Origin of the sequence: Halorubrum aidingense JCM 13560, from assembly GCF_000336995.1 — an archaeon.
Lineage (GTDB): Archaea > Halobacteriota > Halobacteria > Halobacteriales > Haloferacaceae > Halorubrum > Halorubrum aidingense.
The window spans coordinates 277,372-303,692 of sequence record NZ_AOJI01000022.1 but is presented as its reverse complement, the minus strand read 5'-3'; the positions used below and the strand labels follow the sequence as shown (position 1 = coordinate 303,692).

The following is a 26,321-nucleotide window of genomic DNA, read 5'->3' as shown; positions in this document are numbered from 1 at the left end:
CGCGTCGATCTCGCGGTTCGAGTTCGCTACGCCGGGTTCTTTCGCGTCAGGTCGCTCCCGCAAATCGGACAGCGCTCCCTGTTCTCGTCGAAGGTCCGGTTGCAGCCGACGCACTGGAACTTCCACTCGCGCTCCTCCGTGATCCCGTCGCGGGCGATCGGTTCGACGGGGATGTCGAGCCGCTCGGCGACGTTCTGCATCGCGTAGTCGTCGGTGACGAGCGTCGCGCCCAGTTCGAGCGCGGTCGCGATCAGTCGCGTGTCGGTGTCGGAAAGCTCCGCGGCGTCGCCGGATCCGCGCGCGGCGCGTCGAACGTTGTCGATCACCTCCGGGGCCGGGACGTGGATCGTCATCCCCGACCCTTCCATCGCGTCGAAGCGGAGCGCGCCGCCGCCGGTGAGCTCGTCGTGGACCTCGGGTACCGAGACGGCGTCGTCGTCCGTGGTGTACTCGTGGATGAACGCCGAGGTGTCGAGGACTTCCATTAGCGGGCGACGACGATGTAGTCTTTCACCGCCTGCACGTTTCCGACCGGCACCTTGAGCCGTCCCCGCTCGTCGACGTCGAAGCCCGACCGCTCCGGGCTGAGGTGCTCGTGAGGGCTCACGAGCAGATCGTTGAGTTCGCCCGATTTGAGGTCCATCGTGATGTTGTACAGGTCGCCGAGCTCCGTTCCGTCCGAGCTCATCACCGCCTTTCCGGAGAGGTTCTCCGCGAGGATATCTACCATGTGCGCATCGTCCCGTGCAACGGTCTTAAACGCCACGGGGGCGTCCGACGGGCGGCGGACGCGTTTTGAAACACTTAACTGACGGCCGGGCCGAACGTCTGGTAACCGACCTTTTCGGGGCGATCACTTATGACCGACCACACAAACGCGGACACTCTTCGGACGCCGATCGTCGCCGTGCTGGGCCACGTCGATCACGGCAAGACGAGCCTGCTCGACACAATCCGCGGCTCCGCCGTCAGCGAGGGCGAGGCCGGCGCGATCACCCAACACATCGGGGCGACTGACATCCCGCTCGACACCATCTCCGGGATGGCCGGCGAGCTCATCGATCCGACCGACTTCGACCTCCCCGGGCTCCTCTTCATCGACACGCCCGGCCACCACTCGTTCTCGACGCTGCGCGCCCGCGGGGGCGCGCTCGCCGACATCGCGGTGCTCGTCGTCGACGTCAACGACGGCTTCCAGCCGCAGACGGAGGAGGCGATCGACATCCTCCGGCGCACCGGCACGCCGTTCGTCGTCGCGGCGAACAAGGTGGACACGACGCCGGGATGGAACCCGCAAGAGGGCGAGCCGATCCAGCGCAGCCTGGAGGCGCAGTCGGAGCGGGCCGAGGCCATGCTCAACGAGAACCTCTACGAGATCATCGGCCAGCTCTCCGATGCGGGCTTCTCGGCGGACCTGTACTGGCGCGTCCAAGACTTTCAGAAGAACATCGGCGTCGTCCCCCTCTCGGCGCTCACGGGAGAGGGCGTCCCCGACCTCCTCACCGTCCTCATGGGGCTCTCCCAGCGGTTCATGAAAGAGGAGATGGCGATCGACGTCGAAGGCCCCGGCGAGGGGACGGTGCTCGAGGTGAAAGACGAGCGCGGCTTCGGCGCCACGATCGACACCGTCGTGTACGACGGCGTGATCCGCAACGGCGACACGATCGTCGTCGGCGGACAGAACGAGCCGATCGTCACCGAGATTCGGGCGCTGCTCCAGCCGCGCCCTCTCGAAGAGATCCGCACCGAAAAGCAGTTCGAGAAGGTCGCGGCGGTCGGCGCCGCGGCCGGGGTGAAGATCGCCGCGCCCGACCTCGATCAGGCGATGGCGGGCGCGCCCGTCCGAGTCGTCCGAGATCGGCCGCTGGAGGACGTGATCGAGGAGGTGAAAGCCGAACTCGCGGAGATCGAAGTCGAGACGGCCGACAACGGCGTCGTGGTCAAAGCCGACACGCTCGGCTCGCTGGAGGCGATGGCGAACGCCCTCCGAGAAGCCGAGGTCCCGATTCTCCGAGCCGAAGTCGGGGACATCGCCCCGCGGGACATCGCGGTCGCCGAGACCGCGAACCAGGACGAGCACAAAGCCATCCTCGGGTTCAACGTCGACCTGCTGGCGAACGCGGAGTCGGACCTCGAAAACGCCGACGTGAAGCTGTTCACGAACGACGTCATCTACCAGCTGATCGAAGACTACGAGACCTACGTCGAGGAGAAACAGCGCGCCCAACAGGAGACGGTGCTGGACAAGGTCGTGCGCCCCTCCCGTTTCCGTATCCTCCCCGACCACACGTTCCGCCAGAACAACCCCGCCGTCGTCGGCGTCGAGATCATCTCAGGGACGCTCCAGAACAACCGCAACGTCGGGCTGTTCGAGGGCAACGAGTTCGAGCGCGTCGGCCAGCTCTCCGGGATCCAGAAACAGGGCGACGACGTGGACGAGGCGCGCGCCGGCGAGCGCGTGAGCATCGCCATCGACGGCCCCACCGTCGGCCGCGACATCGAAGAGGGCGACACCCTCTGGACGGAGGTGCCGGAGAAGCACGCGAAGATCCTCGAACAGGAGCTGAAAGAGGAGATCACCGCCGACGAGCGCGAGGCGCTCGCGGCGTACCTCGACACCAAGCGGAAGCGGGACCCCTTCTGGGGGAAGTGAGTCGAGTCGCCGACCCGGACTCGTGATCGCCACCGACCGTTGAGTCAGCCACGGAGCCGCGACCGCCGAGGCCGACTCCCTCAGATCTCCCTGCCACAGCTTGGACACTCGGCGCCGCGGTCGCCGTCGACCGGTTCGACCGCAATCCGGCAGTTCTCACACCACCGACGCGTTCCCTCCTCGTTGCCGGGCACATCGTGAGTCATGCGCTGTCACGACACACGAATCGGGTGATAACCGGTACCGACGTCGACGCTGACGATGGCCACGTCGCACGGGTCGAGCACGGGTGGAAAACGAAACGTCGCGCGCCGTGCCGCGGGGCGATATCAGTCGTCGCGGTCCGCGAGCGTTTGTCTGATCTGCTCCAACTTGACATAGGAGGCGAGCGCGAGGATGGTACTCGGCCACAAGCCGACGAACTGGCCGCGCTGCTTGTCGCCGCGGACGTAATAGAAGTACAGTGCGAGGACGACGGAGGCTAGGGATGCCACCACGGCGGGTCCGAGGTTGTCGACGCGGATTCCGGCCACAGTCTCGTTCGTTGCCGCTTCGGCTGAGTTGTTCATGATTCATCATTGCTTCGTGCCGTTAAATCACTTTCGTTGACAGGAAAGGGACCGCTGCGATCTCTCTACTCGCGTCTCGACGCCGCAGACTGGCTGACGACCCGCGTCGCGGTCGCCTTCCACCGGATCGCCACGTCGTCGCCCGCGTCCAGATCCAACCGCGCCGCGCTCTCGGCCGTGATCAACACTCGGAAGGTGACCCCCTCGGTCTCGCCGGGCCCATCGATCTCGCCGGTCCCACCGGTCCCGTCGACCGCATCGGCCTCGTCGACGACGCGGTCGTCGACCTCGCCAGCCCCATCGACCGCGATCCGAACCGTCGAGACGGTCTCGCCCGCGTCGACGCCGACTACCGCGCCGCGAAGTCGGTTCCGGGCGCTCGTCGAATCCGGGTCCACCTCGGCGGCGTCCTTATAAATCGTCACCGCGTCGGCGCCGATCCGCACCTGCACCGCGTCGTCGACCGCCACGCCGCCGTGGAGCCCGCGGACCGGGCCGACCGCGGTGTCGACGTCGGCCAACTCCCCGTCCACGCTCGCGATCGTCCCGTCGAGCACCGTCTCCGGCACGCTCGCGGTCGCGGCCACCACCGCCTGTAGGCGGTCGTAGCGGCCGAGGAGGTCGCGACCGGTCGCCGTGAGTCGGCTGCCGCCGCCCCCGGAGCCGCCGCGCTGCCGCTCGACCAGGGCACCGAACGCGGCCTCTAGGGTATCGATGCGCGAGAGGGCGCGAGCGCGGGAGCGTCCTAAGTTCGAGGCCGCGCCCGCGACCGACCCCGACTCGTGGACCGCTCGGAGGAGCGCCGCGTCTCGGCCGTCGAACTCGGCGTCACCCTCGATGAGCGCGGCCCTGCCGCGGCCCGATCCCGCGCTCGCCGCCGGGGGTCCGTCGGCGCTCGCTCCCGCGTCGGCCTCCGAACCCGCATCGGGGCCCGCCGTCTCGTCCATACGACGACGCTCGGCCCGAACCCTGTTGGCGTTTTCCCCTCGTCGCTTCGTAACTGATTGTGGTTACACCAGTCGATCGTTCATCGATCGTTCGTCGAGCGGTTTCTTGAAGGAAACTCGCCCGGCGCCCATATTTTCGAACGCTATCAGTTCGCCTCCGCACCGACACATAACCGGCCGCGGTTGATCGAACGGCAGAAGATATATGAGACTCCCCGCAGATCGATGTATCTATGCCGATACAACGGCGGCGATTCGTCGCGGCGGTGGGTGCGGGGGCGATCGCGAGCGCGGCCGGCTGCTCGGGGATCGCGGGGACCCTCGGACCGTCGGGGGACGACGGTTCCGAGGGGCCGGCGGTCGTCGGCGAGACGCTCACGCTCACGACGACGACGAGCACCTACGACACGGGGCTGCTCGACGAGATCCATCCCGAGTTCGAGGAGATGTACGGCGTCACCGTCGACGCGGTCGCCCAGGGGACGGGGGCGGCTTTGGAGTCGGCCCGCAACGGCGACGCCGACGTGGTGCTGGTCCACGCTCGCGGCCTCGAAGACGAGTTCCTGCGCGACGGGTACGGGATCAACCGGCGCGACCTCATGTTCAACGACTTCGTGATCGTCGGACCGGAAAGCGATCCGGCGGAAATTCGGGGAACCGCCTCGGCGACGGAGGCGCTCACCGCGATCGCCGACGCGGAAGCGCGGTTCGTCTCACGCGGCGACAACTCCGGCACGCACACCAAGGAGCTGAACCTGTGGGAGGCCGCGGGTGCCGAACCCGGCGGCGACTGGTACCAGGAGACCGGCACCGGGATGGGTGAGGCGCTGAACGTCGCCACCCAGCAGGGCGCCTACACGCTCTCGGACCGCGGGACGTTCATCTCTCAGCGCTCGGCGATCGACCTCGTCGTCCTGGTGCAGGGTCCCATCGAGGACGGACCGGAGATCCTCGCAAACCCCTACGGGATCATGGCGGTGAATCCCGGCGTGCACGACAACGCCAACTACGACCTCGCGATGGCGTACATCGGGTGGATCACGAGCCCCGACGCCCAGGACGCCATCTCGGAGTACCGGACGAACGGCGAACAGCTGTTCTTCCCCGAGGCGGTCTCCGACGACCCCGACTTCCAGCAGTACGTTCCGGAAGGTTGGAGTAGCGACTCGTCCGACTGACACCCGTGCCGATCGAACCGGTCGCGGGGCTGCTTCCGATCGTCTTCGACCTCCCGTTCAGGGAGGGGTACGTTCGGAGCATCATTTTCGTCTCGTTGTACGTCAGCGTCGTCGCCGTGACGCTCAGTACCCTGTTCAGCGTGCCGGTCGCCGTCGCGATGGGGTTCGCCGACTTCCCCGGCAAGCAGTTCGCCAAGTCGGTCATCAACACGGGGATGGGCTTTCCGAGCGTGGTCGTCGGGCTCCTCGTGCTGTTCGCCGTCTCGAATCAGGGGCCGCTGGGGTCGTTGAACCTCATTTTCACCCCGGAGGCGATGATCCTGTCGCAGTTCGTGCTCGCGACGCCGCCGATCACGGCGATCAGCCTCGCGGCCATCACGGGCGTCGACGAGGGCGTCCGCGACGCCGCCCGCGTCCTCGGCGGGACGCGGCTCGACGTGGCGCTCGTGGTGCTCAAGGAGGCGCGATACGGGATCGCGACGGCTATCCTCGCCGGCTTCGGTCGCGCGATCAGCGAGGTCGGCTCCGTGCTCATCGTCGGCGGGAACATCACGGGCGCAGACGGAATTTCGAAGACTCGGACGCTGACGACCGCGATCCAGCTCGAAGCCCGTCAGGGACAGTACGAGACGGCGATGGTGCTCGGTGCGATCCTCGTCGCGCTCGTGTTGACCGTCAACGCGATCGTCGTCCGGCTCGGCGATCGGGAGGTGCGACCCTAATGCTTCGCGTACGCAACGTGACGCAGTCGTACGGCGACGAGACGGTGTTCCGCGACCTCTCGCTCGACGTCGACGCCGGCGAGGTTCTCAGCGTGATCGGCCCGTCGGGCGTCGGGAAGTCGACCCTGCTCCGGACGCTCGCGCTCTCGCTCGAACCGGACGACGGGACGGTCACGCTCGACGGCGCGGAGGCGTGGGCGGTGTCGGAGTCCGATCGGCTCTCCCTCCGACGGCGCGTCGGGATGGTGTTTCAGGAGGCGAGCCTCTTCGACGCGTCGGTCGCCCGTAACGTCGAGTACGGACTGCGTATTCGCCGGTCGTGGGCGGAGCGGGTCCGGGCGGAGCTCCGCTCGGTCGCGGGCTCGGACGGGACCGCCGACGCCGTTCGCGAGTCGCTCGACATCGTCGGGCTGACCGGCAAGGCGGACCAACACGCCGACTCGCTGTCGGGCGGCGAGGCCCAGCGCGTGTCGTTCGCCCGCGCGCTGGCGTACGACCCCGACGTGTTGCTGCTCGACGAGCCCACGTCGGATCTGGACCCGCGGAACACCGCCGTCATCGAGGACGCGATCGCTGAGGCCCGACGCCGCGGAATCGGCGTCGTCGTGGCGACCCACGACATGCATCAGGCCGAGCGCGTCGCGGACCGCGTCGCGGTGCTGCTCGGCGACGGTATCACGGAGATCGGGCCCACAGAGACCGTGTTCGAGACCCCCTCCGACGACCGCACCCGGAAGTTCATCTCCGGCGAACTGGTGTACTGACGGCGGGGCACCGGGAAGAGGCTGGAAATCGGTCGGCATCCGGCGAGCTATTTATAAGTGATCGACGACTCCGCGGTGAACACCGCCAACGCCCCGCGACCGCAGCCTCACGCCTCCCCAGCCTCGTCGGACCGGCACAGTCGCGCCGGTCCGACTCCCTCGCGCTCGGATTCGCGCCGCATTGCGGCGCTCACCGGAGCGCGCCACCGCGTCAGTTGTTTATAAAGAGTCGTCACCGCCACTTCCGGCCGCTTATATACTACGTCGCCAGCGGTGGTCTGCGACACCCACTCCCGCACTCGATCGTTGCTGGACCTGCACTGAGCGATAGCGGGTGCAAAGCTATCACCCGCAGCGGGTTTCACCAGAGCCGTCACTTCAGATGTCGAAGTCGAGTTCGACCGCCGCTCCGGCCTCGGCGTCGCCCGGATCGACCACGTCGTCGCCGGCGGCGAATCCGGCGTGGAGGTGTCCGTAGGTCCGGTCGATCGCCTCCACGATCACCTTCGTCTCCCCCGTTACCGGCATGAAGTTGGTGTCGCCGTTCCACCGCGGGACGACGTGGGTGTGGAGGTGATCGACGGAGCCGCCGGCGGCCGCGTCGCCGAGGTTCTGGCCCGTATTGATCCCGTCGGGGTCGACGTCGCGACGCAGCGCCTCGAGCGTCGCCCGCTTCAACTTCGCGTGGTCGAACAGCGTCGCGTCGTCGAGGTCGGTCGGGTCCTCGCGGTGCTCGCGGGGGATCACCATCGCGTGTCCCGGGTTGTACGGCGCGTTGTTCAACAGGACGTAGTTGCGGTCGCTGTAGGCGACGATCCGCGACTCGCGGTCGTCCTCGCGCTCGGGCAGCACGCAGAACGGGCAGCCCTCGATCGGGTCCGTCTCGCGTTCCACCCACTCGATCCGCCACGGCGCGTAGATCCGGTCCATCAGTCGAAGTCGTGGATCCCGGCGGTTGTCACCTCGACGCCGTCGTCGGTGACGAGCAGGGTGTGTTCCGCCTGACTCACGAGAGCGTCGTCGGCCTCCTTCAGGACGGGGTAGCCCTTGATCGCGTTCGCCTGCTTGAGCCGGCGGAGCGCCATTCCGACGCGGTCGCCGTCGAGCCACCGCGCCGCGAACGGGAGGTCGTCGAACGCCTCGATCTGCTCCATCACCTGTCGCGCGCGGCGGTCTCGGACGCTGGCGGAGCCCTGCTGTTCGAAGATCTCCTCGTCGGTCCCCTCGCCGACCTTCCCGCGACCGTCGGTGGCGAACGGCTCGATGGCGACGGCCTGTCCCGGCTCCAGCGTCGTCGAGCGCTCGACGCCGCGGTTCGGGATCGTCGGCCCCGTGTGCGCGTCGTATCGCTGGACGCCGTGCCCGGAGAGGTTGAGCACGGGAGTGTAGCCGTACCCGCGGATCACGTCCTCGATCGCCTGTCCGACCACGCCGACCTCGACGCCCGGTCCAGCCTCGTCGACGGCGGCCTCCAGCGCCATCTCGGCCGCCTCGACGAGTTCCCGGGTCCCCGTGTGGTCGACGGTCACCGCGGCGTCCGCGATGTAGCCGTCGACGTGGACGCCGATGTCGAGACACACCATCTCCTCGCCGAACTCGGTCTCGTCGTCCCGCGCCGGCGTCGCGTGCGACGCCTCGGGGTCGACGCTGATGTTGACCGGGAAGGCGAGCCCGGCGCCCGACTCGCGGACGAAGTCCTCGGCCCACTCGGCCACTTCGAGGTGCGTTCGGCCCGGCTCGACCATCTCGCGGGCCTCGTTCATCGCTTCGACCAACACCGCGCCCGCCTCCCGATAGCTCTCGATCGCGTCCTCGTCAAGGGATCCGTAGCTCATGTCCGTCGGTTCGGTGACCGACCGCAAAGAGGTTGCGGAGGGGCTTCCACCGTCACCGATCTTCGCCGGCGCCGCGGAGCCGCATCGTCACCAGCGTGCCGGTCGGCTCGCGGGTGTCGATCGTCAGGTCCCCGCCGGACTCGGTGACGATCCAGTGGACGAGCCAGAGGCCGAGGCCGCTCGCGTGTTCGAGCGCCGTCTCGCGGGCCTCGGAGAAGACCGTGCGCTCGACCGCCGGTATGCCCGGCCCGTCGTCGGCCACGACGACTCGGAACCCGTCGCCGTCGGCCTCCACGGTCGCTTCGACGGTCGGCTCCGGTCCGTCGTTGTGGACGACGGCGTTTTCGAGGACGTTGCGTATCGCCGACTCCAACAGCTCGTCGGCACACACCGGCGCCGTCTCGGGACACGACACCCGCACCGTCGCGTGTGGAAACGACGATTCGAGCGACTCACAGAGCCGCTCGACGAGCGGTGTGAGGTCGATTTCCGTCCGTCCGACCTCGCTGTGGAGCGCGACGTCGATCTGTCTGGCCTGGTCGCTGAGGTGGGTCAGCGTTTGCACCTTCCGGTCGATGATGTCGAGGTACTCGTCGCCCTCGTCGTCCACGTGGTCGCGAAGCAGGTCCGCGTAGCCGCCGATAACGTTCGTGTCGTTTTTTAAATCGTGTCTGAGCACGCGGTTGAGAACCTGCAGGCGTTGTTCGTATCGCCTGCCCTCCGTCACGTCGGTCGCGGTGATCACCACCTCTTCGGTGTCGTCGAACAGACGCTCGGTGACCGTCTCGAACCGGCGCCAGTTCCCGTTGGCGTGTGCGATCCGGTGGTCGAGCGGTTGCGGATCGTCGCTCTCGAAGGCCCGTTCGAACGCCCGCTGGGCCGGTACCCGGTCTTCAGGGTGAACGAAATCGAGTATCGGTCGTCCCTCGACCTCCGCGGGCGCGTGCCCGAGGAGCCGCTCTATCGACGGGCTCACGTACCGGAGGAGACCGTCGGTCCCACAGACCGCGATGACGTTCGGCGACTTCTCGATGAGCGCTCGGTAGCGCCGCTGAAGCGTCTCGCGCTCGGTGATGTCGCGGAACAACAGCACGCACCCGCCGATAGCGGAGCCGTCGGCGATCGCGTGAACGTCCAGCGTGAGAAATCGAGGGGCGCTCCCGTCGTCGAGCGTCACTCGCAGTTCGTCGTCGACCGCGTCCGCGGGCGCACCGCGCTCCACCGCGGCGGCCACAGCCGGGCACTCGGCGAAGGCGGTTTCGGCCGTCTGACCGACTTCGACCGACGGAAATAGCCCGCGAGCCGGGTCGTTACAGTCGACGATTCGACCGCCGCCGTCGACGACGACGACCCCGTCAGAGAGGTTCGTGAACACCGTGTCGCGGGCGATAGGCGAGAGATCGAACAGGCGGTGCCGGAACACGACCCACCCGAGCACGACGGAGGTGACCGCGAACGTCACCGGCGTGAGATCGACGAACGTCGGACCGATCCCGCCCCAGACGCCGACGATTCCCGCCAGCATCGGCGCGACGCCCGCGAAGAACAACAGCCCCGCCTGCCGCCGGAACACGCCGTCGCGGACGAGCGCGGCGTAGCCGAGCACGGCGAACGTCGCGAGGTTCACGGCGTAGGTGTACGCCATGAATCCGAGCAGCGCCGGGGTCGGCACGAACGCCATAACGAGGTACCCGTCCGGCGAAACGAGCGCGGGCGAGGAGTAAAACAGCGGGTCGGCGCCGAACGCGAGGGCGCCGCCCACCGCCGCCGCCGGCACGGCGCAGAGCGCCGCGAACCGCCGCGGTCGGAGCCACGCCGTCCAGTCGACGTACGCCAGCACGAACGCCGGCCACGCGACCGCGAGCACGCCGACGCCGACCCAGACGAGTCGGTTCCAGAGGAGGGTGTCGCCGAGGGTCACCGCCGACAGCTGTCCGGCGTACGCCAGCGACCAGACCCCGCTGCCGACCGCGACCCCTGCGAAACTGCGGACGAGCGATCGCTCGCCCCGGAACCGGTGGCGGACCGCATAGGCGACAAAAGAGAACGACGCGAGCGCCGCCACGAGCAACGGAGCCGTGTACGGCGTCGGTTGCCACTCCATCGATACCGGGTAGGATGTCAGTACCTGATAAAAAGGAACCGGACCGAACGTGCTAAGAGGCCGCCGACACCACGGCAGGTATGCTCGAACCGGGCGATTCCGCACCCGCGATCACGCTGCGCGACCACCGCGATGAGGCGTTCACCGTCGACCCGGCAGCCGCGCGCTACACCGTCGTCTACTTTTACCCGCGCGCGGACACGCCGGGCTGTACCGCCGAGGCATGCGGGTTCCGCGACGAGTGGGACGCGTTCGAAGACGCCGACGTCGCCGTCGTCGGAATCAGCGACGATCCGGTCGACGACCTCGAACCCTTCGCCGAGAAGCACGACCTCCCGTTCGCGCTCCTCTCCGATCCCGACGGGGAGATCGCGAGCGCGTACGATTCGTACGGCGAAAAACAGATGTTCGGTAACACCTTCGACGGCGTGTTCCGCAACACGTACGTGCTCGACGACGAGGGGACGATCGTGCTCGCGTACGAGGGCGTCTCGCCGGAGGATCACGCGACCGAAATCCTGGGGGATATCGCGTCGCTAGACGACTGAAGCCGGAGACGGAACCGATCGAGACCGCCGCCTCGAAGGAGGAACCCGATCAGAACAACCCGTTCAGCGTCGCGACCAGCTTCGAGCCCTCCGTCGCGATCGCCCGCCGTTTCAACAGGCCGAAGCCGGCGATGATGACGGCGAAGCCCGCGACGGTCATGGCGGTCACCGGCTCCGCGAGCAGCAGCGCTCCGGTCGTCGTCGCGACCACCGGGACGGCGTACGAGACGAGGTTGATCTCGAAGGCGCCGAGTCGGTCGAGCAACGTGAAGTAGATCGCGTACGCCACCGCCGAGGCCAGCACGCCGAGGAACAACAGCGAGGCGAGCGCGGGGAGATCGGTGACCGGGGCCTGCTGGGTCTCGCCGAGCCCGAGGCTGAACCCGTGGATCAGCAGGCCGCCGAACAGCATCGCCCACCCGGTGAGCGCGATGCTGGAAAACGTCGTCTCGACGGTCCGAAGCCCGACGCTCCCGACCGCAACGGCGATCACGCCGACCGAGATGAGCGCGACGCCGACCGTGACGCCGCCGGCGAGGTTGGCCGGGTCGGGCTGAGCGACGAGCCCGACGCCGACGAACGCGAGCACGACCCCGAGCGCGCCGCGCGCGTCCAAGACGCTACTACCGATCCAGAGGGCCGCGACCGCCGCCGTCGCGATGGGGACGAGGCTGTAGGTGATCGAGGCGATCCCGCTCGTGGTGTACTGCTGGCCGACGAACAGAAGGGAGTTGTTGGCCGCCACGGAGAAGCCGCCGCTCAACCCGATCGCGGCCAGGTCGCCGCGGCTTCGGGGAAACGGACTGCGCTCCGTGAGGAGGACGTACGAGACGAGCACTAACGCCGCGATGTCGAACCGGTAGGCGGCGTACAACAGCGGCGGGTAGTAGTCGAGGCCGATCTCGATGGCGATGAACGAGGCGCCCCACAACAGCGCGAGCAGGAAGAACAGAACGACATCGAGATATCGGGACACGGTCCGACGAACGGGAGCCGAGAATAAACCGGTGTTCGTTCCGGTCAGCGGCGGCGGGTTCACGACCGGGTCGCGATCGCGACCGTGTCGGGAGAGAAACAGCGGCGGCCGCAGACCGTCAGTAACCGCGGACGATCAGGTAGTCCGCGAGGTCCTCCAGAAGCTCCCGCGAGCCGCTCTCGGGGAGCACTTCGAGGTGCCCTTTCGACCGTTCGGTGAGGTCCTCGGCCGTCTCTCTGGCGTACGCGATCGAGCCGACGTCCTCCAGCGTGGCCACCGCGTCGTCGATCGCCGCCTCCGTCGCGTCGGCGGGGGTGTCGGCGTCGACGAGCCCGTCGACGTCGACGCCCTCTTGGCGGGCGTGAAGCGTGATCAGCGTCTCTTTCCCCTCGACGAGGTCCGAGCCGCGCTGTTTACCGAGATCCGCCGACGGAACGGTCAAATCGAGCACGTCGTCTTGGATCTGGAACGCGCGCCCCGAGTCGATCCCGTACTGGTACAAGGCGTCGACGACCGCGTCGTCGGCACCGAGCAGGAGCGCCGGCGTCGCGGCCGACGCGCCGTACAACACCGCGGTCTTCAGCTCGACCATCTCGAGGTACTCCTCGGGCAGGATGTCGTCGCGCGACTCGAAGGAGACGTCGAGGGCCTGCCCCTCGCAGATCTCCGTGCAGGTGGTCGCGAGCATCCGCATCGCCTCCAGCCCGTTGGCGGGGTCGGCGCCGGTCTCCGTCATGAACTCGAACCCCTTCGAGTAGAGCGTGTCGCCGGCGAGGATCGCCGTCGAGGTGTCGTACTGCTCGTGGACGGCCGGCACGCCGCGCCGGAGTTCGTCCTCGTCCATGATGTCGTCGTGGATCAGCGTGAACGACTGGATCACCTCAATGGCGACCGCCGCACGCATCACGTCGACGTCGACGCCGTCCAGCGACGGGAACGCTCGGAAGTCGGTGCTCATCGGTTCGACGCCGGTGACCGCCTCCGCGGCGAGCGTCGCCACCGTCGGACGGAGCCGCTTGCCGCCCGCTTCGAGGATGTACCGCGTCGCCTCGTAGAGCCGTTCCGGGTGCTGTATCGGCAACTCCTCGTCGATAGCGGCGTTGACCAAGTCACGCCGCTCGCGGATGGCGTCCAGCACCCGCGCCTCCTTCGTCTCGTTCGTCATTCGACCAGTTGGATGACGCTCCCGTTCTGCGTGACGTGCACGTCACGGCCGAGCTTGTACCCCTGCGAGGTGGCGAGGTTCACGTACGGCGAGCGACCCTTCAGCGTCTGGTGGCCGGGGATGACATGCTGGGGCTGGAGCGCGTCCAGCATCTCGTAATGTCCCTCCTCGCGGAGGTGGCCGGAGACGTGGATGTCGTCGTAGAGGCGCGCGCCCTGCATCCGGAGCAGCTGTTCGGACTGGTAGCGCTGGCCCTCGTTGGTCGGCTCCGGAATGACGCTCGCGCTGAAGACGACCTTGTCGCCGTCGTCGATTTCGTACGGGGTCTCGCCGCGACCCATGCGAGTCAGCATCGCGCGCGGCTCGCCCTGGTGGCCCGTCACGATGGGGAGGAAGTTGCCCTTCCCCTCCTTCATGATGCGCTTGAACGCGCGGTCGACGGACTTCCGGTGGCCGTACATGCCGACGTCGCCCTGGAAGTCGACGAAGTCGAGCCGCTCGGCGGTGCCGGAGTACTTCTCCATCGAGCGGCCGAGCAGGACCGGCTGCCGGCCGATCTCGCGGGCGTACTCGACGAGGGTCTTCACGCGGGCGATGTGAGAGGAGAACGTCGTGGCGACGATGCCGCCGGTGTAGTCCTCCATCGAGGTGAGCGTGTCCTCGACGTGCTTTTTCGCGTACGATTCGGAGGGGGTCCGGCCCTTGCGGCCGGCGTTCGTGCAGTCCTCGATGTAACAGAGGACGCCCTCGTCTTCGCGACCGATCTCGCGGAAGCGGTCCATGTCGATCGGGTCACCGATGACGGGCGTGTGGTCCAGTCGCTTGTCGAGCCCGTAGACGATCGCGCCCTCGGGGGTGTGGAGGACCGGGTTGATCGCGTCGATGATCGAGTGGGTGACGTTGACGAACTCCATCTCGACCTGCTCGGAGTCGCCGATGCGCATCGTGCCGCCCGCCTGCATCTTCACGAGGTCGTTGTCGACCTGGAACTTGCCCTCGTCGGCGATCTGCTGTTTGACGAGTTCGATCGTGTACGGCGAACCGACGATCGGGGCGTCGTACCGGTGCGCGAGCTTCGGGATGCCCGCGATGTGGTCGAGGTGACCGTGGGTGGGGACGATCGCCTGAACGTCGCCCTCCAGTTCGCTCATGACGCGATCGTCCGGGATCGCGCCCATGTCGATAAGGTCGAGGCTGTGCATGCTTTCGGTCTCCACGTTGTCGTGGATGAGGACCTTACTGAGATTCAGGCCCATGTCGAAGATGACGATGTCGTCGCCCGCGCGAACCGCCGTCATCTGTCGACCGACCTCTTCGTAACCGCCGAGTGTCGCAATTTCGATTTCCATGGTTTGTCGGTTTCGAACGCCGTAACTGGCGTCCATCACTGAAACCCCGCAAGGAGCCGTCAGCGCTACGTCCTACCGCGCGTCGTTGAGGCCCCGCTACGGCCGAGCCGACGTCGGCTCACCGTGTCCCGCGGGAGTGTGGTATCTGGGCGTACAGGTGCGCGTCTTAAAAACACCCGGGTTCGATCGGCGGTCGTCGCTCACGGATCGGCCGCCCGGCAAGCGGCTCGTGGTACCCACCGACACGCCGCCTGAGCCCCCGTGCAACCGATTCTCGTCACGGGATCGCCCTCCGTCCCGGTATTTTTAATAGTGCGACGGGCGCCCGTAGTACCAATGAGTGGACGACCCCTCGACGTGCTCGAAGCGTCGCTCGAGGAGCCGGTGACGGTACACCTGAAAGACGGAACGACGTACTACGGGATCCTGGCCGGCTACGACCAGCACATGAACGTCGTCATCGAGCCGGAGTCCGGCGTCGACGATCGCGTCGACGACGAACTCGACGGCGAGTTCGCCGTCGCAATCGAAGACACAACGATTATACGCGGCGATAACGTCGTCACGATCAAAGCATGACCGGCTCCGGTACGCCCTCTCAAGGGAAAAAGAACAAGACGGTTCACGTGAAGTGCCGCCGCTGTGGCGAGAAGTCCTACCACTCGAAAAAGGAGCGCTGCTCCTCCTGCGGCTTCGGGAAGTCGGCGAAGCAGCGCGGCTACTCGTGGCAGTCGAAGAACGGCGACAACTAACGGCGACGCGGACTCTTTCGGCTCTCGTTTCGACACCGCGAGCGGCTGCCGTCTCGAACGCTCGGATCGGTCCCGGTCGCCCGCGTGACAACTCGGCCTTGATTCTCGTCCCCCACAGCTCCGACTCCCGCTCCCGCCGACTCCGGCCGGGCGGCTACTCCACGCGCTCGCGAGCCGCCGCGACGAGCATCGGCAGCATGACGGTCGCGTCGCCGTAGACGGAGGCGTTGCGCGCGTCCTTCTCTAACTTCCCCCACGATCGGGCCTCTTCGAGGGTCGCGCCCGAGAGCCCGCCCGTCGCCTCCGGGTCCATCGTGATCTGGACGGCGTAGTCGTACGCTCGCGGCGTGACGAGCATCGTCTGGAGGGTGAAGTTCTTCGGGACGCCGCCGCCGACGAGCAGGCACCCGGCGTTCTCGGCGTCGAACGCGAGGTCGGTCAGTTCGGTCATGTCGTCGAGCGCGTCGAGCGTGAAGTCGGCCGTCTGGGCGTACATCCACGCCTGCAGGCCGAGCACGGAGTCCTGGACCGCGGGGCAGTACACGGGCACGTCGCACTCGTACGCGGCGGCCGCGACGCCGGGATCTTCGGCCACGTCGTCGCGCTCGTTGACCGCGGCGTTGGCGCGGCCGAGTTCCCGGGTGAGATCGGCGATGCCGACGACCCCGTCATCCGTCGCGCCGTCGCCGCCGGCGTCCGGGTCCGCTTCGAGCGCCGGGAAGACCTCCGACCGCAGGTGCCCCTCGAACGCGGCGAAGTGCTCCTGTGGCAGGTAGACGTTGTAGATTCGGTCGACGCCCTCGTCGCGGAGGCCCTCGTCGTGCTCTCGGAGGCTCTTTTCGGGGTCGTGCGTCCGGCCGTGGTGGTGTTTCCCGCCGATCGCCTCGATGGCGTCGTGCGTCAGGTTCGCGCCCGTCGTCACCAGCGCGTCGACGTAGCCGTCGCGGATCAGATCGGAGACGATCCGGCGCATCCCCGCGGGCACCATCGCGCCCGCGAGCGAGAGGAAGACCGTGCAGTCGTCGTCGCCGAACATCTCGGCGAGCACGTCGCCGGCCTCGTTGACCGACGCCGCGCCGATCCCGGCGTCGCCGTACCCTTCGACCAGTTCGCCGACGGTCATGTCGGCGGTCGCGCGGGTGTGTCCGACCGGGTCCTCGTGGAACTCCTCGCGGTGCGGGTCGTCGCCGCCGGCCGCGGCGTCGCCGGATTCGTCGCTGTCGCTCATGTCGCAGACTCCGTCACGCGACCGTTTGAAACGACCGATCCGTCTCCTCGGCTCTCGCCGTCGATATCGGGGCTACCCCCCGCTCACCGGCGGGAACAGCGCGAGTTCGTCGCCGGACTCGAGGGTGGCGTCGAGCCCCTCGTCGTGGTGGACGCTCCGTCCGTTTCGGAGCACGTTGATGTGGTCGGCGACCTCGCCGTCGGCGTCGAGTACCCGATCGCCGAGGGCCGGGCGTTCCGCGAGCAGCGCGTCGAGCGCGTCGCCGACCGTGTCCCCCGGCTCCGCGTCCACCGCGATCACGCGGTCGCCGGCGATCTCTGCGAGGTCGGCGAACAGCTTCCACTCCATACGTAGGTTCCCGCAGGGACGCCTCAAGAGCGTTGCGTCCCGTCGTCTCACAGGCCGTCGGACCGCGTGCGGTCGTCCGGGTCGACGTCCGCCGCTCCGCCCTCGTCCGCCGCTTCGCCCTCGTTCGCCGCTTCGCCCTCATCTACCGCTTCGCCGTTTGCGACCTCGGCGTATTCGTCTGGGGTGCGCTCTTCGACGGCTAAGTCCGTGTCGAGCGCGTGGGCCAGTTCGTCCGCGTCGATCGCACCGCCGCGCTCGTCGCCTTTCGCGGCGGCCTCGAACCGACGGATGGCGTCGGGCCGGCCGACGAGATACACCAGGTCGCCGGCGCCGAACGCGTACGCTCGCGAGGGAATCGGTTGGACGGCGCCGTCGGCCGGCCGGACGGCCGCGACGACGACCTCAGCGTCGCCGACCGTACTTTCGACGAGGTCGCTGCCGGCGCCGACCGCGACCGCGGCCATCGTTTCGTCGGCGGTGCGCAACAGCGAGGCGAACTCCCGGTCCGCCTGCGGCGCCGCCGGAAGCGTCACGAGCCGATACGGTCCCTCCGACAGCTTCTCGGCGTCCGACTCGTCGAGCACGACGGTCACCGCGTCGCCGGCGATACCGCGAAGCTCGCCCGTCGCGACGCGCTTCGCGTCCGGTTCCGTCTGCCACACCTGGACCACGTCGCCGGCGGTGGCGTTGTTCGGCGGGTCGGCGACCACCGCGACCGCGGCCGATCCGGGAGCGAGCGTCGGGCCGAGCCCGGCGGCGCGCGATCCCACCGCGAAGTAGTCGACGGTTCCGTCGTCGGCCACGTCGACGTCGACGTACGCGACGCCGTAGTCGCTTTTCACTCGCTCGACGAGGCGTTCGCGGAGCTCCTCACCGGAGAGCTTCCGGGCGAACAGGAGGGTCTTTCCGGCGAGTTCCGCCTTCTTTTCGGGAGAGACGGGGTCGTACGTGTCCATGTCCTTGATCTCCGCCGCCTCGGGAAGGGTGACTGCCGTGAACCGACCGAAAGCGCGGACGACTCCGCTCAGCTCGCCCTCTAACTGCTTCGCGCCGGAGAGCGCGAACACGTCGACTGCGAGCCGGTCGCCGACGTGTCTCCCGACCGGTGCGGTCACCGCCGCGACCCCGAGCGAGACGACGTTGAAAAAGACGCTCTCGGGTCTGAGCAGTTCGGGGCTGTCGCCGATCGCGACCGCGCCGAGCGACGTGGTGTTGAGGTACAGCGCGACGACCGCCACGCCGAGCAACGCGGTGACGCCTTCGGGGATCTCCGCCCGGAAGTACCACCGGTACGTCAGCGCCGCCGCCGCCGAAAGCAGCGCGGAGAGCAACGCGAACGTCGCGAGCGTGATCGCGGCCTGACGCGGCTGGGCGAAGCCCGCTCCGGCGACGGTCTCGAAGCCGATGACACCGGAGGCAACGGTGGCGACAGCGGTGCCGGCCGCCCCGAGTACGGCGCTCATGCCGCGACCTCCGCGAACCGATCGAGCGCGTCGCGGCTCCCCACGACGAACAAGTCGTCGCCCGCCGACAGCGACTGCGACCCCCGCGGTGCGATCGTCCACGACTCGTGGCGCGCGGCGAGCACGGCGACGCCGTACGCCTCCCGAATCCCGACCTCACCGATCGTGTGACCGTCGAGGGGGCCCCCGGCGATGACCGATACCTTCCGGAACCGCTTGCCTGCGCGCCGAAGCAGCGTCGTGAGCTCGTACTCCCGGCGCGTCCCGCGCGAGAGCACCAGGACCCGGCCCCGATCCGCACGTAAGAGCGCCGTCGCCTCAGATCGGTCGACGGCCACGGTCACCCGTCCTTCCCCGCCGGTCGTCGTCGGCGCGGTCGACGGAGTCGGTGTCTCGGGGGCCTCGGACGCCTCCGTTCCGCCGTCGGTACGGGCAGCCCCGTCGCCCGGCGGGTCGTCGGTCGCCGGACCGCCTGACGAAGCGGTTCCGGTCGGCGTGTCGTCCCTCGCGTTCGGCACGCCCTCCGCTTTCCCGCTGGACCGAGCCGCGAGCACCGTTCCGGTGACCGTCGTGTCCGGCGTCAGCACGCGGACGACGTCGCCGCGAGCGATCCCGGTCGGTACGAGCGCCGGGAGCGACACCGCACGCTCGCCCGCGGGGACTCGCTTCGACAGAGCGCCGATCGGGGGCGCGGCGGCCACGGCCGCGCGGGCCTGCTCGTCGATGCGGACGGAGATGTCGGCGAGGTCGAGTTCCGTCCGGAGGCGTTCGGCGAGCCGGTCTTCGAGTTCGACGAGCGGGAGGTCCGCCGGGAACGTCCACTCCCCCTCGACGATCGCGCGGCGGGTCTCGGCCGGCAGCGGAGGGTATCCCTCCATGTCGCCGACCTCGCCCGCGATCTCGACGGTCACGCGGCCGCGACCGCCGACGAGTTCGACGACGTCCGTCGAGAGGGTCCGGTTCCGGAGCTGCTGTAAGGAGATCCGCTTCGGGACGCTCGCACCGAGTTTGTCCCCCTGCGCGTGGGCGTACAGCGAGAGCATCAGCACGATGACGATCGCGGTGAGGATCGCCGGGGCCCGTTCCGACGAGCGGATCGTCTCGTCGTTGAGCGCGAGGAGTCCGCCGTTGATCCCCGCGATCGCCAGCGCGAGGACGACGACCCCGAGCCCCGGGATGGTCACGTCGGTGACGTACTTGAACACGAACCCGAGCACGCCGGCTACCAGCGCGGGGACGATTCCGGTGATGATCCCGAGATAGATCCCGAAGAGGATCTCGACGGGGAGAGACATACGCCGTCAAACCACCGCGCCGGTTAAACCAGTACCGACGGATCGATCGGTCCGCACCGACGGGATGCGATCCGCACCGGCGAGTCGACCGAGGCGCGAGCATCGCTTCTCGCGAAGTTTAAGGCCGACCTCGGCGACGGACCGGTATGGAACTGACCCGCGATTGGGTGACCGTGCGGGCGTCGATCGCCCTCACGTTCGCGGTCGCAGTCCTGTCGATCCTCGCCGGTCTGGCGCAGATCGGCGGGCTCGGCGTCGACGGCCCTCTCGCCCCCTACGTCCCCGACGTCGTTCGACAGACGGTCGGGTTCACGGGGACGATAACCGGCTTCGCGATGCTCGGCAGCGGTTTCGCGTTGAAAAACGGGTACCGCGTCGGCTGGTACTCGACTGCGGTTCTCCTCCCGCTAACGGCGATCCAAGGGCTGATGCAGGCTTCGGTGCTGTCGTTCCCGCTGGTGGCGCTGTCCGTCCTGTCGGGGCCGGCGCTCGCGTACAACCGCAACCGGTTCGACCGGACCTTCTCGCCGTCGCCGACGCAGCTCGCGGCCGGCGCGGCGCTCGTCACGGCCATCTCGTACGGGACCGTCGGGTCGTACGCGCTCCGCGATCAGTTCAACGGGATCGAGACGATCGTCGACGCGTTTTACTTCACCGTCGTCACGGCCTCGACCGTCGGCTACGGCGACGTCACTCCGAAGACCGGCGCGGCCGCCGACATCGCCCAGCTGTTCGTGCTCTCCTCGCTCGTGATGAACGTCGCCGCGTTCGCGGTGGCGCTCGGGGTGCTTCTCACTCCGGCCATCGAGGCGCAACTCTCCAAGGCACTCGGGAAAATGACCGACAGACAGATCGACCTCCTCGACGACCACGTCCTCGTTCTCGGCTACGGGGACCTGACCGAACCGATACTCGAAGAACTCGCCGCCCGCCACGGCGTCGAGTACGCCGTCGTGACGACCGACGAGACCGCCGCGCGGCGGCTCAGCGAGCGCGACATCCCGGTGTTCACCGCGGACCCCAGCGACGTCGAGCCGCTCGAACGGGTCAACCTCGCCGGCGCCCGCGCGGTCGTCGTCGCCACCGAAGACGACGCGCGCGACGCGCTCGCGATCCTGACCGCCCGACAGCTCAACCCCGGTGTCCGGATCGTCGCGGCCGCGACGCAACGCGAGAACGTGAACAAGCTCCGTCGCGCGGGCGCCGACCAGGTCATCTCGCCCACGACGCTGGGCGGTCACATCCTCATCGACTGCGCGTTCGGCGCGGACAGCACCGACGCGACGACGGATCTGCTCGGCGGCGCGCTCGACGACGTGACAGACCTCGACGACGCGACCGATTCAGATGACGCGGCAGACCTCGACGACGCGACCGGTTCAGATGACGCGGCAGACCTCGACGACGCGACCGTGTCAGACCACACGAGTAACTGAGCGCACACCCACGGTGCGAGCGGCGACGAACTCTGTCTCCCAGCCGAGCCAGTCACCGACTCTGTCGTCCTTTCGTCTGCCGGTAGTCGCGACTGAGCACGTTCTCGCGCATGTGCGCGACGAAGGCGTCAGCGTCCGCGTCCGTCATGGCGTCCGGCTCCTTCATCGGAACCAGCTCGAAGCCGCGACCTCGGATAGTCGTCGCGTGCTCGGCGTCGACGTCGAACGAGTCCGGCCGCCGCGTCGTGTACTCGATCGCGAGTTCGCGGAGCGGGCGGCCGCCGACCGGAACGATGATCTGCGGATTTATCATTCGGATCTCGGCGTTCACGAACGGTTCGCACGTCTCGATCTCGCGGTCGGTCGGCTCGCGTTCAGGATGCCGACAGCGCGTCAGGGTCGTGAAAAAGACGTTCTGCACGTCTGGCGCCGCCGCGTCCGGCGGCGATCGCACGAACCCGAGGTCCCCGAAGATCGACTGGACTCGCTCGCCGCCGCCGTCGCCGGTGAACGGGACGCCGTTGGCCTCGGCGGCCGCGGTCGGGCGCGTGCCGATGACGACGAACTCCGCGCCTACGTCGCCGTAGCCGTGGACCACGCGATCGCGAGGGCCGCATAGCTCGGGACAGTTCTCGCACGCCTCGTCCATCCCGAACGGGTTCCGGAACTCCTGTTGGTTCGCGTCCACGGCTTCAGTGAGTGCCACGGGCTCGTAAACGCTCCGCTGGACGGAGCGTCTCGAAGGGAGATATCGAACGGAGATATCGGACGGAGGTGCCGAACGACGTCGAAAACAAAACCGCGGCTGCCGATCCGGCCCGAGTCTGTTCAGTTCAGTTCAGTTCAGCGCGTAGGTGTCGCCGTCGCAGGCGACCATCCCTTCTTTTTTGAGGGTTTTCAGGATGCTGTACAGCGAGATCTTCTTCATACCGAGTGAGTCGCCCATCTCGGAGACGGTCGCATCGCCTTTCGTCGTCAGGTACAGGTACACGAGTTTCGCACGGGGAGACTGCAGCTCCGGCGGCAGCGCCGGGGCCGCCGTCCGTGCGGTCTCTGTCTGAATCATCTTGCTCGATGCAATGGCTTCGACGATAATAAACCCCCTATTCAACGATCGTCGAAAAATTGTGGGCGGCGCGTTCGGGGGTCGTACGAGGCTAAAACCGGCGTATCGACGGTCGGGTCCCGATGTTCCCGCCGACCGATGGGAGCAAACTCCCGTGTGGTTTCGACCGCTGACGGATAAGGGACCGTGATAGATCCGGGTGGATCGTGATCGATCCGATCGCGTTCAGTACGAGCGGGTCTTCGGCTCGTACGTCTTGTTCTCGCCTTCGAGGATCGCCGGCTTGTACCACAGTTCGGGCTCGCCGTCGTTCCACGAGACGAGCGTGTGTTTCAGCCAGTTCTCGTCGTCGCGCTCTTGGCGCTCCTTGCGCCAGTGTGCGCCGCGGAACTCCCGCCGGGCGAGCGCGCCCATCGTCAGCGCCTCGGCGATGTCGAGGATGTTCCGGGTCTCCATCGTGTGGATGAGGTCGGTGTTGAACGTCCGAGACGGGTCCGAGACGGCCACGTCTTTGTACGCCTCGCGCGCCTCGCGGAGGTCTCCGAGGGTCTCTTTGAGCCCCTCCTGCTCGCGGAACACGTTCACGTTCGCGGTCATCGTCTTCTGGACCTGCGAGCGGATCTCCGCGTGGTTCCGCCCCTTCCGAGCGAGCAGTTCGTCGACGCGCTCTTGGGCGCGCTCGACTGTGGCGCCGAGGACGCCGTCGGCGTCCGTCGCCACCGCTCCGCCGTCGGCCGCGGCGGGATCGCTCCCGCCGGTCTCGCCGACTTCGACCTCGAACTCGTAGTCGGCGGGCTCCCACTCCCCTTCCTTGCCGGTCGGGATCTCGGCTTCGCCCATGTCGTCGCCGGCCGCGTGGCGACCGGCGCGCTTGCCGAAGACGATGAGTTCGGGCAGCGCGTTTCCGCCGAGGCGGTTCGCGCCGTGAACGGACGCGCAGGCGCACTCGCCGGCCGCGTACAGCCCGTTGATGACGGTTTCGCCGTGCTCGTTCGTCTCGATACCCCCCATCGCGTAGTGCTGACCGGGCTTGACCGGCATCGGCTCGGTGAGCCCGTCGGCGCCCTCGAAGTCCTCCGCTAAGTGGAGGATGTTCTCCAGGCGGTCGAGGATGCGCTCCTCGCCGAGGTGACGCATGTCGAGGTGGACGTACTCGTCCTCGATGCCGCGTCCCTCGTTGACCTCGGTGAGCTCCGCGCGCGAGACCACGTCGCGGGAAGCGAGCTCGCCGTCGTTGTTCGCGTAGCCGTGTTCGAACATGAACCGCTCACCCTTGCGGTTGTACAGGATTCCGCCCTCCCCGCGGACGCCCTCGGAGATGAGCACGCCGGTCGACGGGAGCGTCGTCGGGTGGAACTGGATGAACTCCATGTCCTCCATCGGTACGCCCGCGCGGTACGCCATCGCGACGCCGTCGCCGGTGTTCGCCACCGCGTTCGTGGTGTGATCGAACACCTGTCCCATCCCGCCCGTCGCGAGGATGACGCCGCCGTCGGCGCGGAAGCCGCTGATCTCACCGCTCTGGATGTCGTACGCGACGACGCCGTGACAGGTCCGATCGGCCGGATCGTCCTCGTCGGTGACGGCCAGATCCATCACGTGCCACTCGTCGTACACCGTGATCCCTCGTTTGACCACCTGCTCGTACATCGTGTGGAGCATCTGGTGGCCGGTCTCGGCGCCGGCGTACGTCGTCCGCGGGAACGACAGCCCGCCGAACGGCCGCTGAGAGACGCGTCCGTCGTCCTCGCGGGAGAACGGCATCCCCCAGTGTTCGAGGGTGATAACTTCCTCGGGGCTCTCTCGGCAGAGCGCCTCGACGGCCGGGGCGTCGCCGAGGTAGTCCGACCCCTTCATGGTGTCGTAGGCGTGGTCCTCCCACGAGTCGGCGTCGCGCAGCGCCGCGTTGATTCCTCCCTCGGCGGCGCCCGTGTGCGAGCGGACCGGGTGGAGTTTCGAGACGATGGCCACGTCGGCCCCGGCTTCCTGTGCCGCGATCGCCGCCCGGAGTCCCGCCCCCCCGGCGCCGACAACGATAACGTCGTGTTCGTACATTGTGGTATGGTATTTCGTTAGGTTCGAAGTCCCTTGAGCGTGTCTCCCGCTGTCACCAGAACTTCAGGTTGTTCTTGACCGCTTCGCGCTTCAGCTCCTGGATGTGCTCGGTGAGCGGGATGTCCTTGGGACACACTTCGGTACAGGAGAACTGCGTCTGACACCGCCAGACGCCGTGTTCCTGCTCGATGATCTCCAGCCGTTTCTGTTTGATGTCCTCGCCTTCCCGCTCGTCCATGGCGAATCGGTACGCCTTGTTGATCGCGGCGGGACCGAGGTACTCGTTGTCGCCGGCGGCGATGTTACACGACGACATGCAGGCGCTACACCAGATACACCGGGTCGACATCTTCACCTTCTCGCGGTTTTCCCGGGTCTGTCGCTGCTCTTCGAGTTCGCCGTCCGGCAGGTCGTTCGTCTGGAAGTACGGTTCGACGGCCTCCATCTGGTCGTAGAAGTGCTCCAAGTCGACGACGAGGTCCTTCGTGACGTCGGCGTGCGGGAGCGGCTCGACGCGGATCGGCTGGTCGAGATCGGAGATCTGGGTCTTGCACGCGAGCTTCTGTCCGCCGTTGACGAACATCGCGTCGGAGCCGCAGATCGCCTGCCGGCAGGAGTGCCGGAACGTGAGCGACGAGTCGTAGGTGTCACGCGAGTACATCAGCGCGTCGAGGACGGTCATCCCCTTCGTGAACGGGACGTGGAACGTGTCGAACCGCGGCTCCTGTTTCCCCTCCACCTCGGGGTCGTACCGGAACACCTTCAGCTCGACCGTCTCCTCGTCGGCGGCCGCCTTCTCGGCTTCTTCGGCCTGTCGCTGACGCCGCTTTTCGTCCGCCCGGCGTCGCTTCTCGGCGCGACGATCGTCGCCCTTCGAGGCGACGGCGGGCTCCGTCTCGGTCTCCGTCTCGCTCGATTCCTCGGTCTGTTTGGGTAGTTGCGTGCTCATGGTCGGTTCAGTAGAGTCCGATTCCCGCCCACGCGTTCGCGGTGCGGATTCCTTGGACGATCAACACGGCGCTCGCGGCGACGAGCGTCCACTTGATCACCGTGCGCTTGGTGCCGGTCAGTCCCTGATTGATCAGGGCGTTGTACACCCCGTTGACCCCGTGGAACGTCGCCGTCACGAGGAAGAGTATCATCAGCGAATAGTAGCTCAGCGTCGTCATGCGCGCCTGGCTCGCGAGGAACGAGACCTCGTCGGCGTGGTTGACGAAGTGGAGCAGGAAGAAGTGGAACGCCAACACGACGAGCAGGAACACCGCCGTGACGCGCTGGAGGAACCACATCCGGCCGCCCGCGTTGAACGAGGAGTAGCGCTCAGCCATCTCAGAACGCCCCCGCGATGAACGTCGGCACGGACGCCACCGTGATCGCGCCGGTCAGAATGAGCGACGCGTAGAAACTCTTGTCCTGTGCCTCCAGCCCGACGCCGAGGTCGACGAGGAGGAGTCGGGTTCCGTTCAGCATGTGGAAGACGGCGACCGCCAGCAGCCCGACCTCCAGAATACGGACCAACAGCAGCCCTTCGAGCGTGACGATCGTCTGCGTGTACACGTCTTCGCCCGCCATCAGCGCGGCCTCGCTCGCGCCCGCTGCCGGGATACCGGTACTCAACACGGCGATGTGGGTGAACAGGTAGCCGATGAGCACCCACCCCGTGAACTTATGAAAGATCCAAGCCCACATCCCCGCCTCGAACTCCCGCCAGCGGCTGAAGTCCTCAATGAGGCCTCGATTGTACGACTGACTCATATCTAACGGTTCTGCACTGGGGTCGTATAGTAGTTTCTAACACGGCGGAGAGCGCGGGGGTATCCATCGGGTGCGACCGGTCCGCGTGTCGCCGTACGGAACCGGTAGAGACG

The 26,321-nt window shown here is 67.6% G+C and carries 29 protein-coding genes; 8 read left to right on the top strand and 21 right to left on the bottom strand.

Annotated features, from left to right (window positions below; genetic code table 11):
• Positions 1-26: 26 nt before the first annotated feature.
• Both C461_RS08360 and C461_RS08355 read right to left on the bottom strand, forming a co-directional pair.
• A complete protein-coding gene (locus C461_RS08360; protein WP_008000311.1) occupies positions 27-485 on the bottom strand; it encodes an NOB1 family endonuclease in 459 nt (152 codons plus the stop codon).
• Entirely contained in the window at positions 485-730 is a 246-nt protein-coding gene (locus C461_RS08355) for a PRC-barrel domain-containing protein (RefSeq protein WP_008000310.1), read from the bottom strand. The genes C461_RS08360 and C461_RS08355 overlap by 1 nt, the downstream gene beginning before the upstream one ends.
• 129 nt (positions 731-859) lie before the next feature.
• On the opposite strand from C461_RS08355, the gene infB reads away from it, so the two are divergent.
• Positions 860-2,653: a translation initiation factor IF-2 gene (gene infB, locus C461_RS08350; protein ID WP_008000309.1), complete on the top strand. Its 1,794-nt coding sequence runs from the start codon at positions 860-862 to the stop codon at positions 2,651-2,653.
• A gap of 80 nt (positions 2,654-2,733) precedes the next feature.
• Here infB and C461_RS16185 read toward each other — a convergent pair whose 3' ends face one another.
• The 3 genes from C461_RS16185 to C461_RS08340 form a co-directional block, all read right to left on the bottom strand.
• Positions 2,734-2,859, bottom strand: coding sequence for a hypothetical protein (locus C461_RS16185; RefSeq protein WP_275039111.1), 126 nt, complete (start codon positions 2,857-2,859; stop codon positions 2,734-2,736).
• A 123-nt stretch (positions 2,860-2,982) separates the two neighbouring features.
• Complete coding sequence (locus C461_RS08345; protein WP_008000308.1) at positions 2,983-3,222, bottom strand: hypothetical protein; 240 nt, start codon at positions 3,220-3,222, stop codon at positions 2,983-2,985.
• Positions 3,223-3,287: 65 nt separating this feature from the next.
• The gene (locus tag C461_RS08340) at positions 3,288-4,169 is read right to left on the bottom strand and encodes a LysR family transcriptional regulator (RefSeq protein WP_008000307.1); all 882 of its coding nucleotides are present in this window, start codon (positions 4,167-4,169) and stop codon (positions 3,288-3,290) included.
• A gap of 233 nt (positions 4,170-4,402) precedes the next feature.
• On the opposite strand from C461_RS08340, the gene C461_RS08335 reads away from it, so the two are divergent.
• The 3 genes from C461_RS08335 to C461_RS08325 are packed head-to-tail and all read left to right on the top strand — an operon-like array spanning position 4,403 to position 6,833.
• A complete protein-coding gene (locus C461_RS08335) occupies positions 4,403-5,347 on the top strand; it encodes a substrate-binding domain-containing protein (protein WP_008000306.1) in 945 nt (314 codons plus the stop codon).
• Between the two features lie 5 nt (positions 5,348-5,352).
• The gene (locus C461_RS08330; RefSeq protein WP_008000305.1) at positions 5,353-6,069 is read left to right on the top strand and encodes an ABC transporter permease; all 717 of its coding nucleotides are present in this window, start codon (positions 5,353-5,355) and stop codon (positions 6,067-6,069) included.
• Positions 6,069-6,833, top strand: a complete 765-nt coding sequence (locus C461_RS08325) for an amino acid ABC transporter ATP-binding protein (RefSeq protein ID WP_008000304.1) — start codon at positions 6,069-6,071, stop codon at positions 6,831-6,833. The genes C461_RS08330 and C461_RS08325 overlap by 1 nt, the downstream gene beginning before the upstream one ends.
• A gap of 378 nt (positions 6,834-7,211) precedes the next feature.
• On the opposite strand, the gene C461_RS08320 is transcribed toward C461_RS08325, so the two are convergent.
• The 3 genes from C461_RS08320 to C461_RS08310 are packed head-to-tail and all read right to left on the bottom strand — an operon-like array spanning position 7,212 to position 10,772.
• A complete protein-coding gene (locus C461_RS08320) occupies positions 7,212-7,763 on the bottom strand; it encodes an HIT family protein (RefSeq protein ID WP_008000302.1) in 552 nt (183 codons plus the stop codon).
• Positions 7,763-8,668, bottom strand: a complete 906-nt coding sequence (gene map, locus C461_RS08315) for a type II methionyl aminopeptidase (protein ID WP_008000300.1) — start codon at positions 8,666-8,668, stop codon at positions 7,763-7,765. The genes C461_RS08320 and map overlap by 1 nt, the downstream gene beginning before the upstream one ends.
• A 52-nt stretch (positions 8,669-8,720) precedes the next feature.
• Positions 8,721-10,772, bottom strand: a complete 2,052-nt coding sequence (locus tag C461_RS08310; RefSeq protein WP_008000298.1) for a histidine kinase N-terminal 7TM domain-containing protein — start codon at positions 10,770-10,772, stop codon at positions 8,721-8,723.
• A gap of 80 nt (positions 10,773-10,852) precedes the next feature.
• On the opposite strand from C461_RS08310, the gene C461_RS08305 reads away from it, so the two are divergent.
• A complete protein-coding gene (locus C461_RS08305) occupies positions 10,853-11,320 on the top strand; it encodes a peroxiredoxin (RefSeq protein WP_008000297.1) in 468 nt (155 codons plus the stop codon).
• Between the two features lie 49 nt (positions 11,321-11,369).
• On the opposite strand, the gene C461_RS08300 is transcribed toward C461_RS08305, so the two are convergent.
• The 3 genes from C461_RS08300 to C461_RS08290 all read right to left on the bottom strand — a co-directional run bounded on the left by C461_RS08300 (position 11,370) and on the right by C461_RS08290 (position 14,810).
• Positions 11,370-12,296: a DMT family transporter gene (locus C461_RS08300; protein WP_049906443.1), complete on the bottom strand. Its 927-nt coding sequence runs from the start codon at positions 12,294-12,296 to the stop codon at positions 11,370-11,372.
• Between the two features lie 118 nt (positions 12,297-12,414).
• Positions 12,415-13,461, bottom strand: a complete 1,047-nt coding sequence (locus C461_RS08295; RefSeq protein WP_008000295.1) for a polyprenyl synthetase family protein — start codon at positions 13,459-13,461, stop codon at positions 12,415-12,417.
• A complete protein-coding gene (locus C461_RS08290) occupies positions 13,458-14,810 on the bottom strand; it encodes a ribonuclease J (RefSeq protein WP_008000294.1) in 1,353 nt (450 codons plus the stop codon). The genes C461_RS08295 and C461_RS08290 overlap by 4 nt, the downstream gene beginning before the upstream one ends.
• 336 nt (positions 14,811-15,146) lie before the next feature.
• Here C461_RS08290 and C461_RS08285 point away from each other — a divergent pair, with 336 nt between their 5' ends.
• Positions 15,147-15,389, top strand: coding sequence for an LSM domain-containing protein (locus C461_RS08285; RefSeq protein WP_008000293.1), 243 nt, complete (start codon positions 15,147-15,149; stop codon positions 15,387-15,389).
• Positions 15,386-15,562 (top strand): 50S ribosomal protein L37e, encoded by a 177-nt coding sequence (locus tag C461_RS15115; protein WP_008000292.1) that lies wholly within the window; start codon positions 15,386-15,388, stop codon positions 15,560-15,562. The genes C461_RS08285 and C461_RS15115 overlap by 4 nt, the downstream gene beginning before the upstream one ends.
• A gap of 154 nt (positions 15,563-15,716) precedes the next feature.
• Here C461_RS15115 and C461_RS08280 read toward each other — a convergent pair whose 3' ends face one another.
• From C461_RS08280 to C461_RS08265, 4 genes are all read right to left on the bottom strand, one after another.
• The gene (locus C461_RS08280; protein WP_008000291.1) at positions 15,717-16,790 is read right to left on the bottom strand and encodes a deoxyhypusine synthase; all 1,074 of its coding nucleotides are present in this window, start codon (positions 16,788-16,790) and stop codon (positions 15,717-15,719) included.
• A 72-nt stretch (positions 16,791-16,862) separates the two neighbouring features.
• Entirely contained in the window at positions 16,863-17,138 is a 276-nt protein-coding gene (locus C461_RS08275; protein ID WP_008000288.1) for a ubiquitin-like small modifier protein 1, read from the bottom strand.
• Positions 17,139-17,185: 47 nt separating this feature from the next.
• Entirely contained in the window at positions 17,186-18,601 is a 1,416-nt protein-coding gene (locus C461_RS08270; RefSeq protein WP_008000286.1) for a hypothetical protein, read from the bottom strand.
• A complete protein-coding gene (locus C461_RS08265) occupies positions 18,598-19,896 on the bottom strand; it encodes a potassium channel family protein (RefSeq protein WP_008000285.1) in 1,299 nt (432 codons plus the stop codon). Before C461_RS08265 ends, C461_RS08270 begins: the two co-directional genes overlap by 4 nt.
• A 146-nt stretch (positions 19,897-20,042) precedes the next feature.
• Between C461_RS08265 and C461_RS08260 the strand changes: the two genes are divergently transcribed.
• The gene (locus C461_RS08260) at positions 20,043-21,332 is read left to right on the top strand and encodes an NAD-binding protein (RefSeq protein WP_008000284.1); all 1,290 of its coding nucleotides are present in this window, start codon (positions 20,043-20,045) and stop codon (positions 21,330-21,332) included.
• A 52-nt stretch (positions 21,333-21,384) separates the two neighbouring features.
• Here C461_RS08260 and C461_RS08255 read toward each other — a convergent pair whose 3' ends face one another.
• The 6 genes from C461_RS08255 to sdhC all read right to left on the bottom strand — a co-directional run bounded on the left by C461_RS08255 (position 21,385) and on the right by sdhC (position 26,208).
• Positions 21,385-22,020, bottom strand: a complete 636-nt coding sequence (locus tag C461_RS08255) for a uracil-DNA glycosylase (protein ID WP_049906441.1) — start codon at positions 22,018-22,020, stop codon at positions 21,385-21,387.
• 150 nt (positions 22,021-22,170) lie between these two features.
• Positions 22,171-22,398, bottom strand: coding sequence for a hypothetical protein (locus C461_RS08250; RefSeq protein ID WP_008000282.1), 228 nt, complete (start codon positions 22,396-22,398; stop codon positions 22,171-22,173).
• Positions 22,399-22,623: 225 nt separating this feature from the next.
• Positions 22,624-24,453, bottom strand: a complete 1,830-nt coding sequence (locus C461_RS08245; protein WP_008000281.1) for an FAD-binding protein — start codon at positions 24,451-24,453, stop codon at positions 22,624-22,626.
• 52 nt (positions 24,454-24,505) lie between these two features.
• Entirely contained in the window at positions 24,506-25,402 is an 897-nt protein-coding gene (locus C461_RS08240; RefSeq protein WP_008000280.1) for a succinate dehydrogenase/fumarate reductase iron-sulfur subunit, read from the bottom strand.
• Between the two features lie 7 nt (positions 25,403-25,409).
• Positions 25,410-25,781: a succinate dehydrogenase hydrophobic membrane anchor subunit gene (locus C461_RS08235; RefSeq protein WP_008000278.1), complete on the bottom strand. Its 372-nt coding sequence runs from the start codon at positions 25,779-25,781 to the stop codon at positions 25,410-25,412.
• Position 25,782: 1 nt separating this feature from the next.
• On the bottom strand, positions 25,783-26,208 hold the full coding sequence (gene sdhC / locus C461_RS08230; RefSeq protein WP_008000276.1) for a succinate dehydrogenase, cytochrome b556 subunit: 426 nt from the start codon (positions 26,206-26,208) through the stop codon (positions 25,783-25,785).
• Positions 26,209-26,321: the final 113 nt, after the last annotated feature.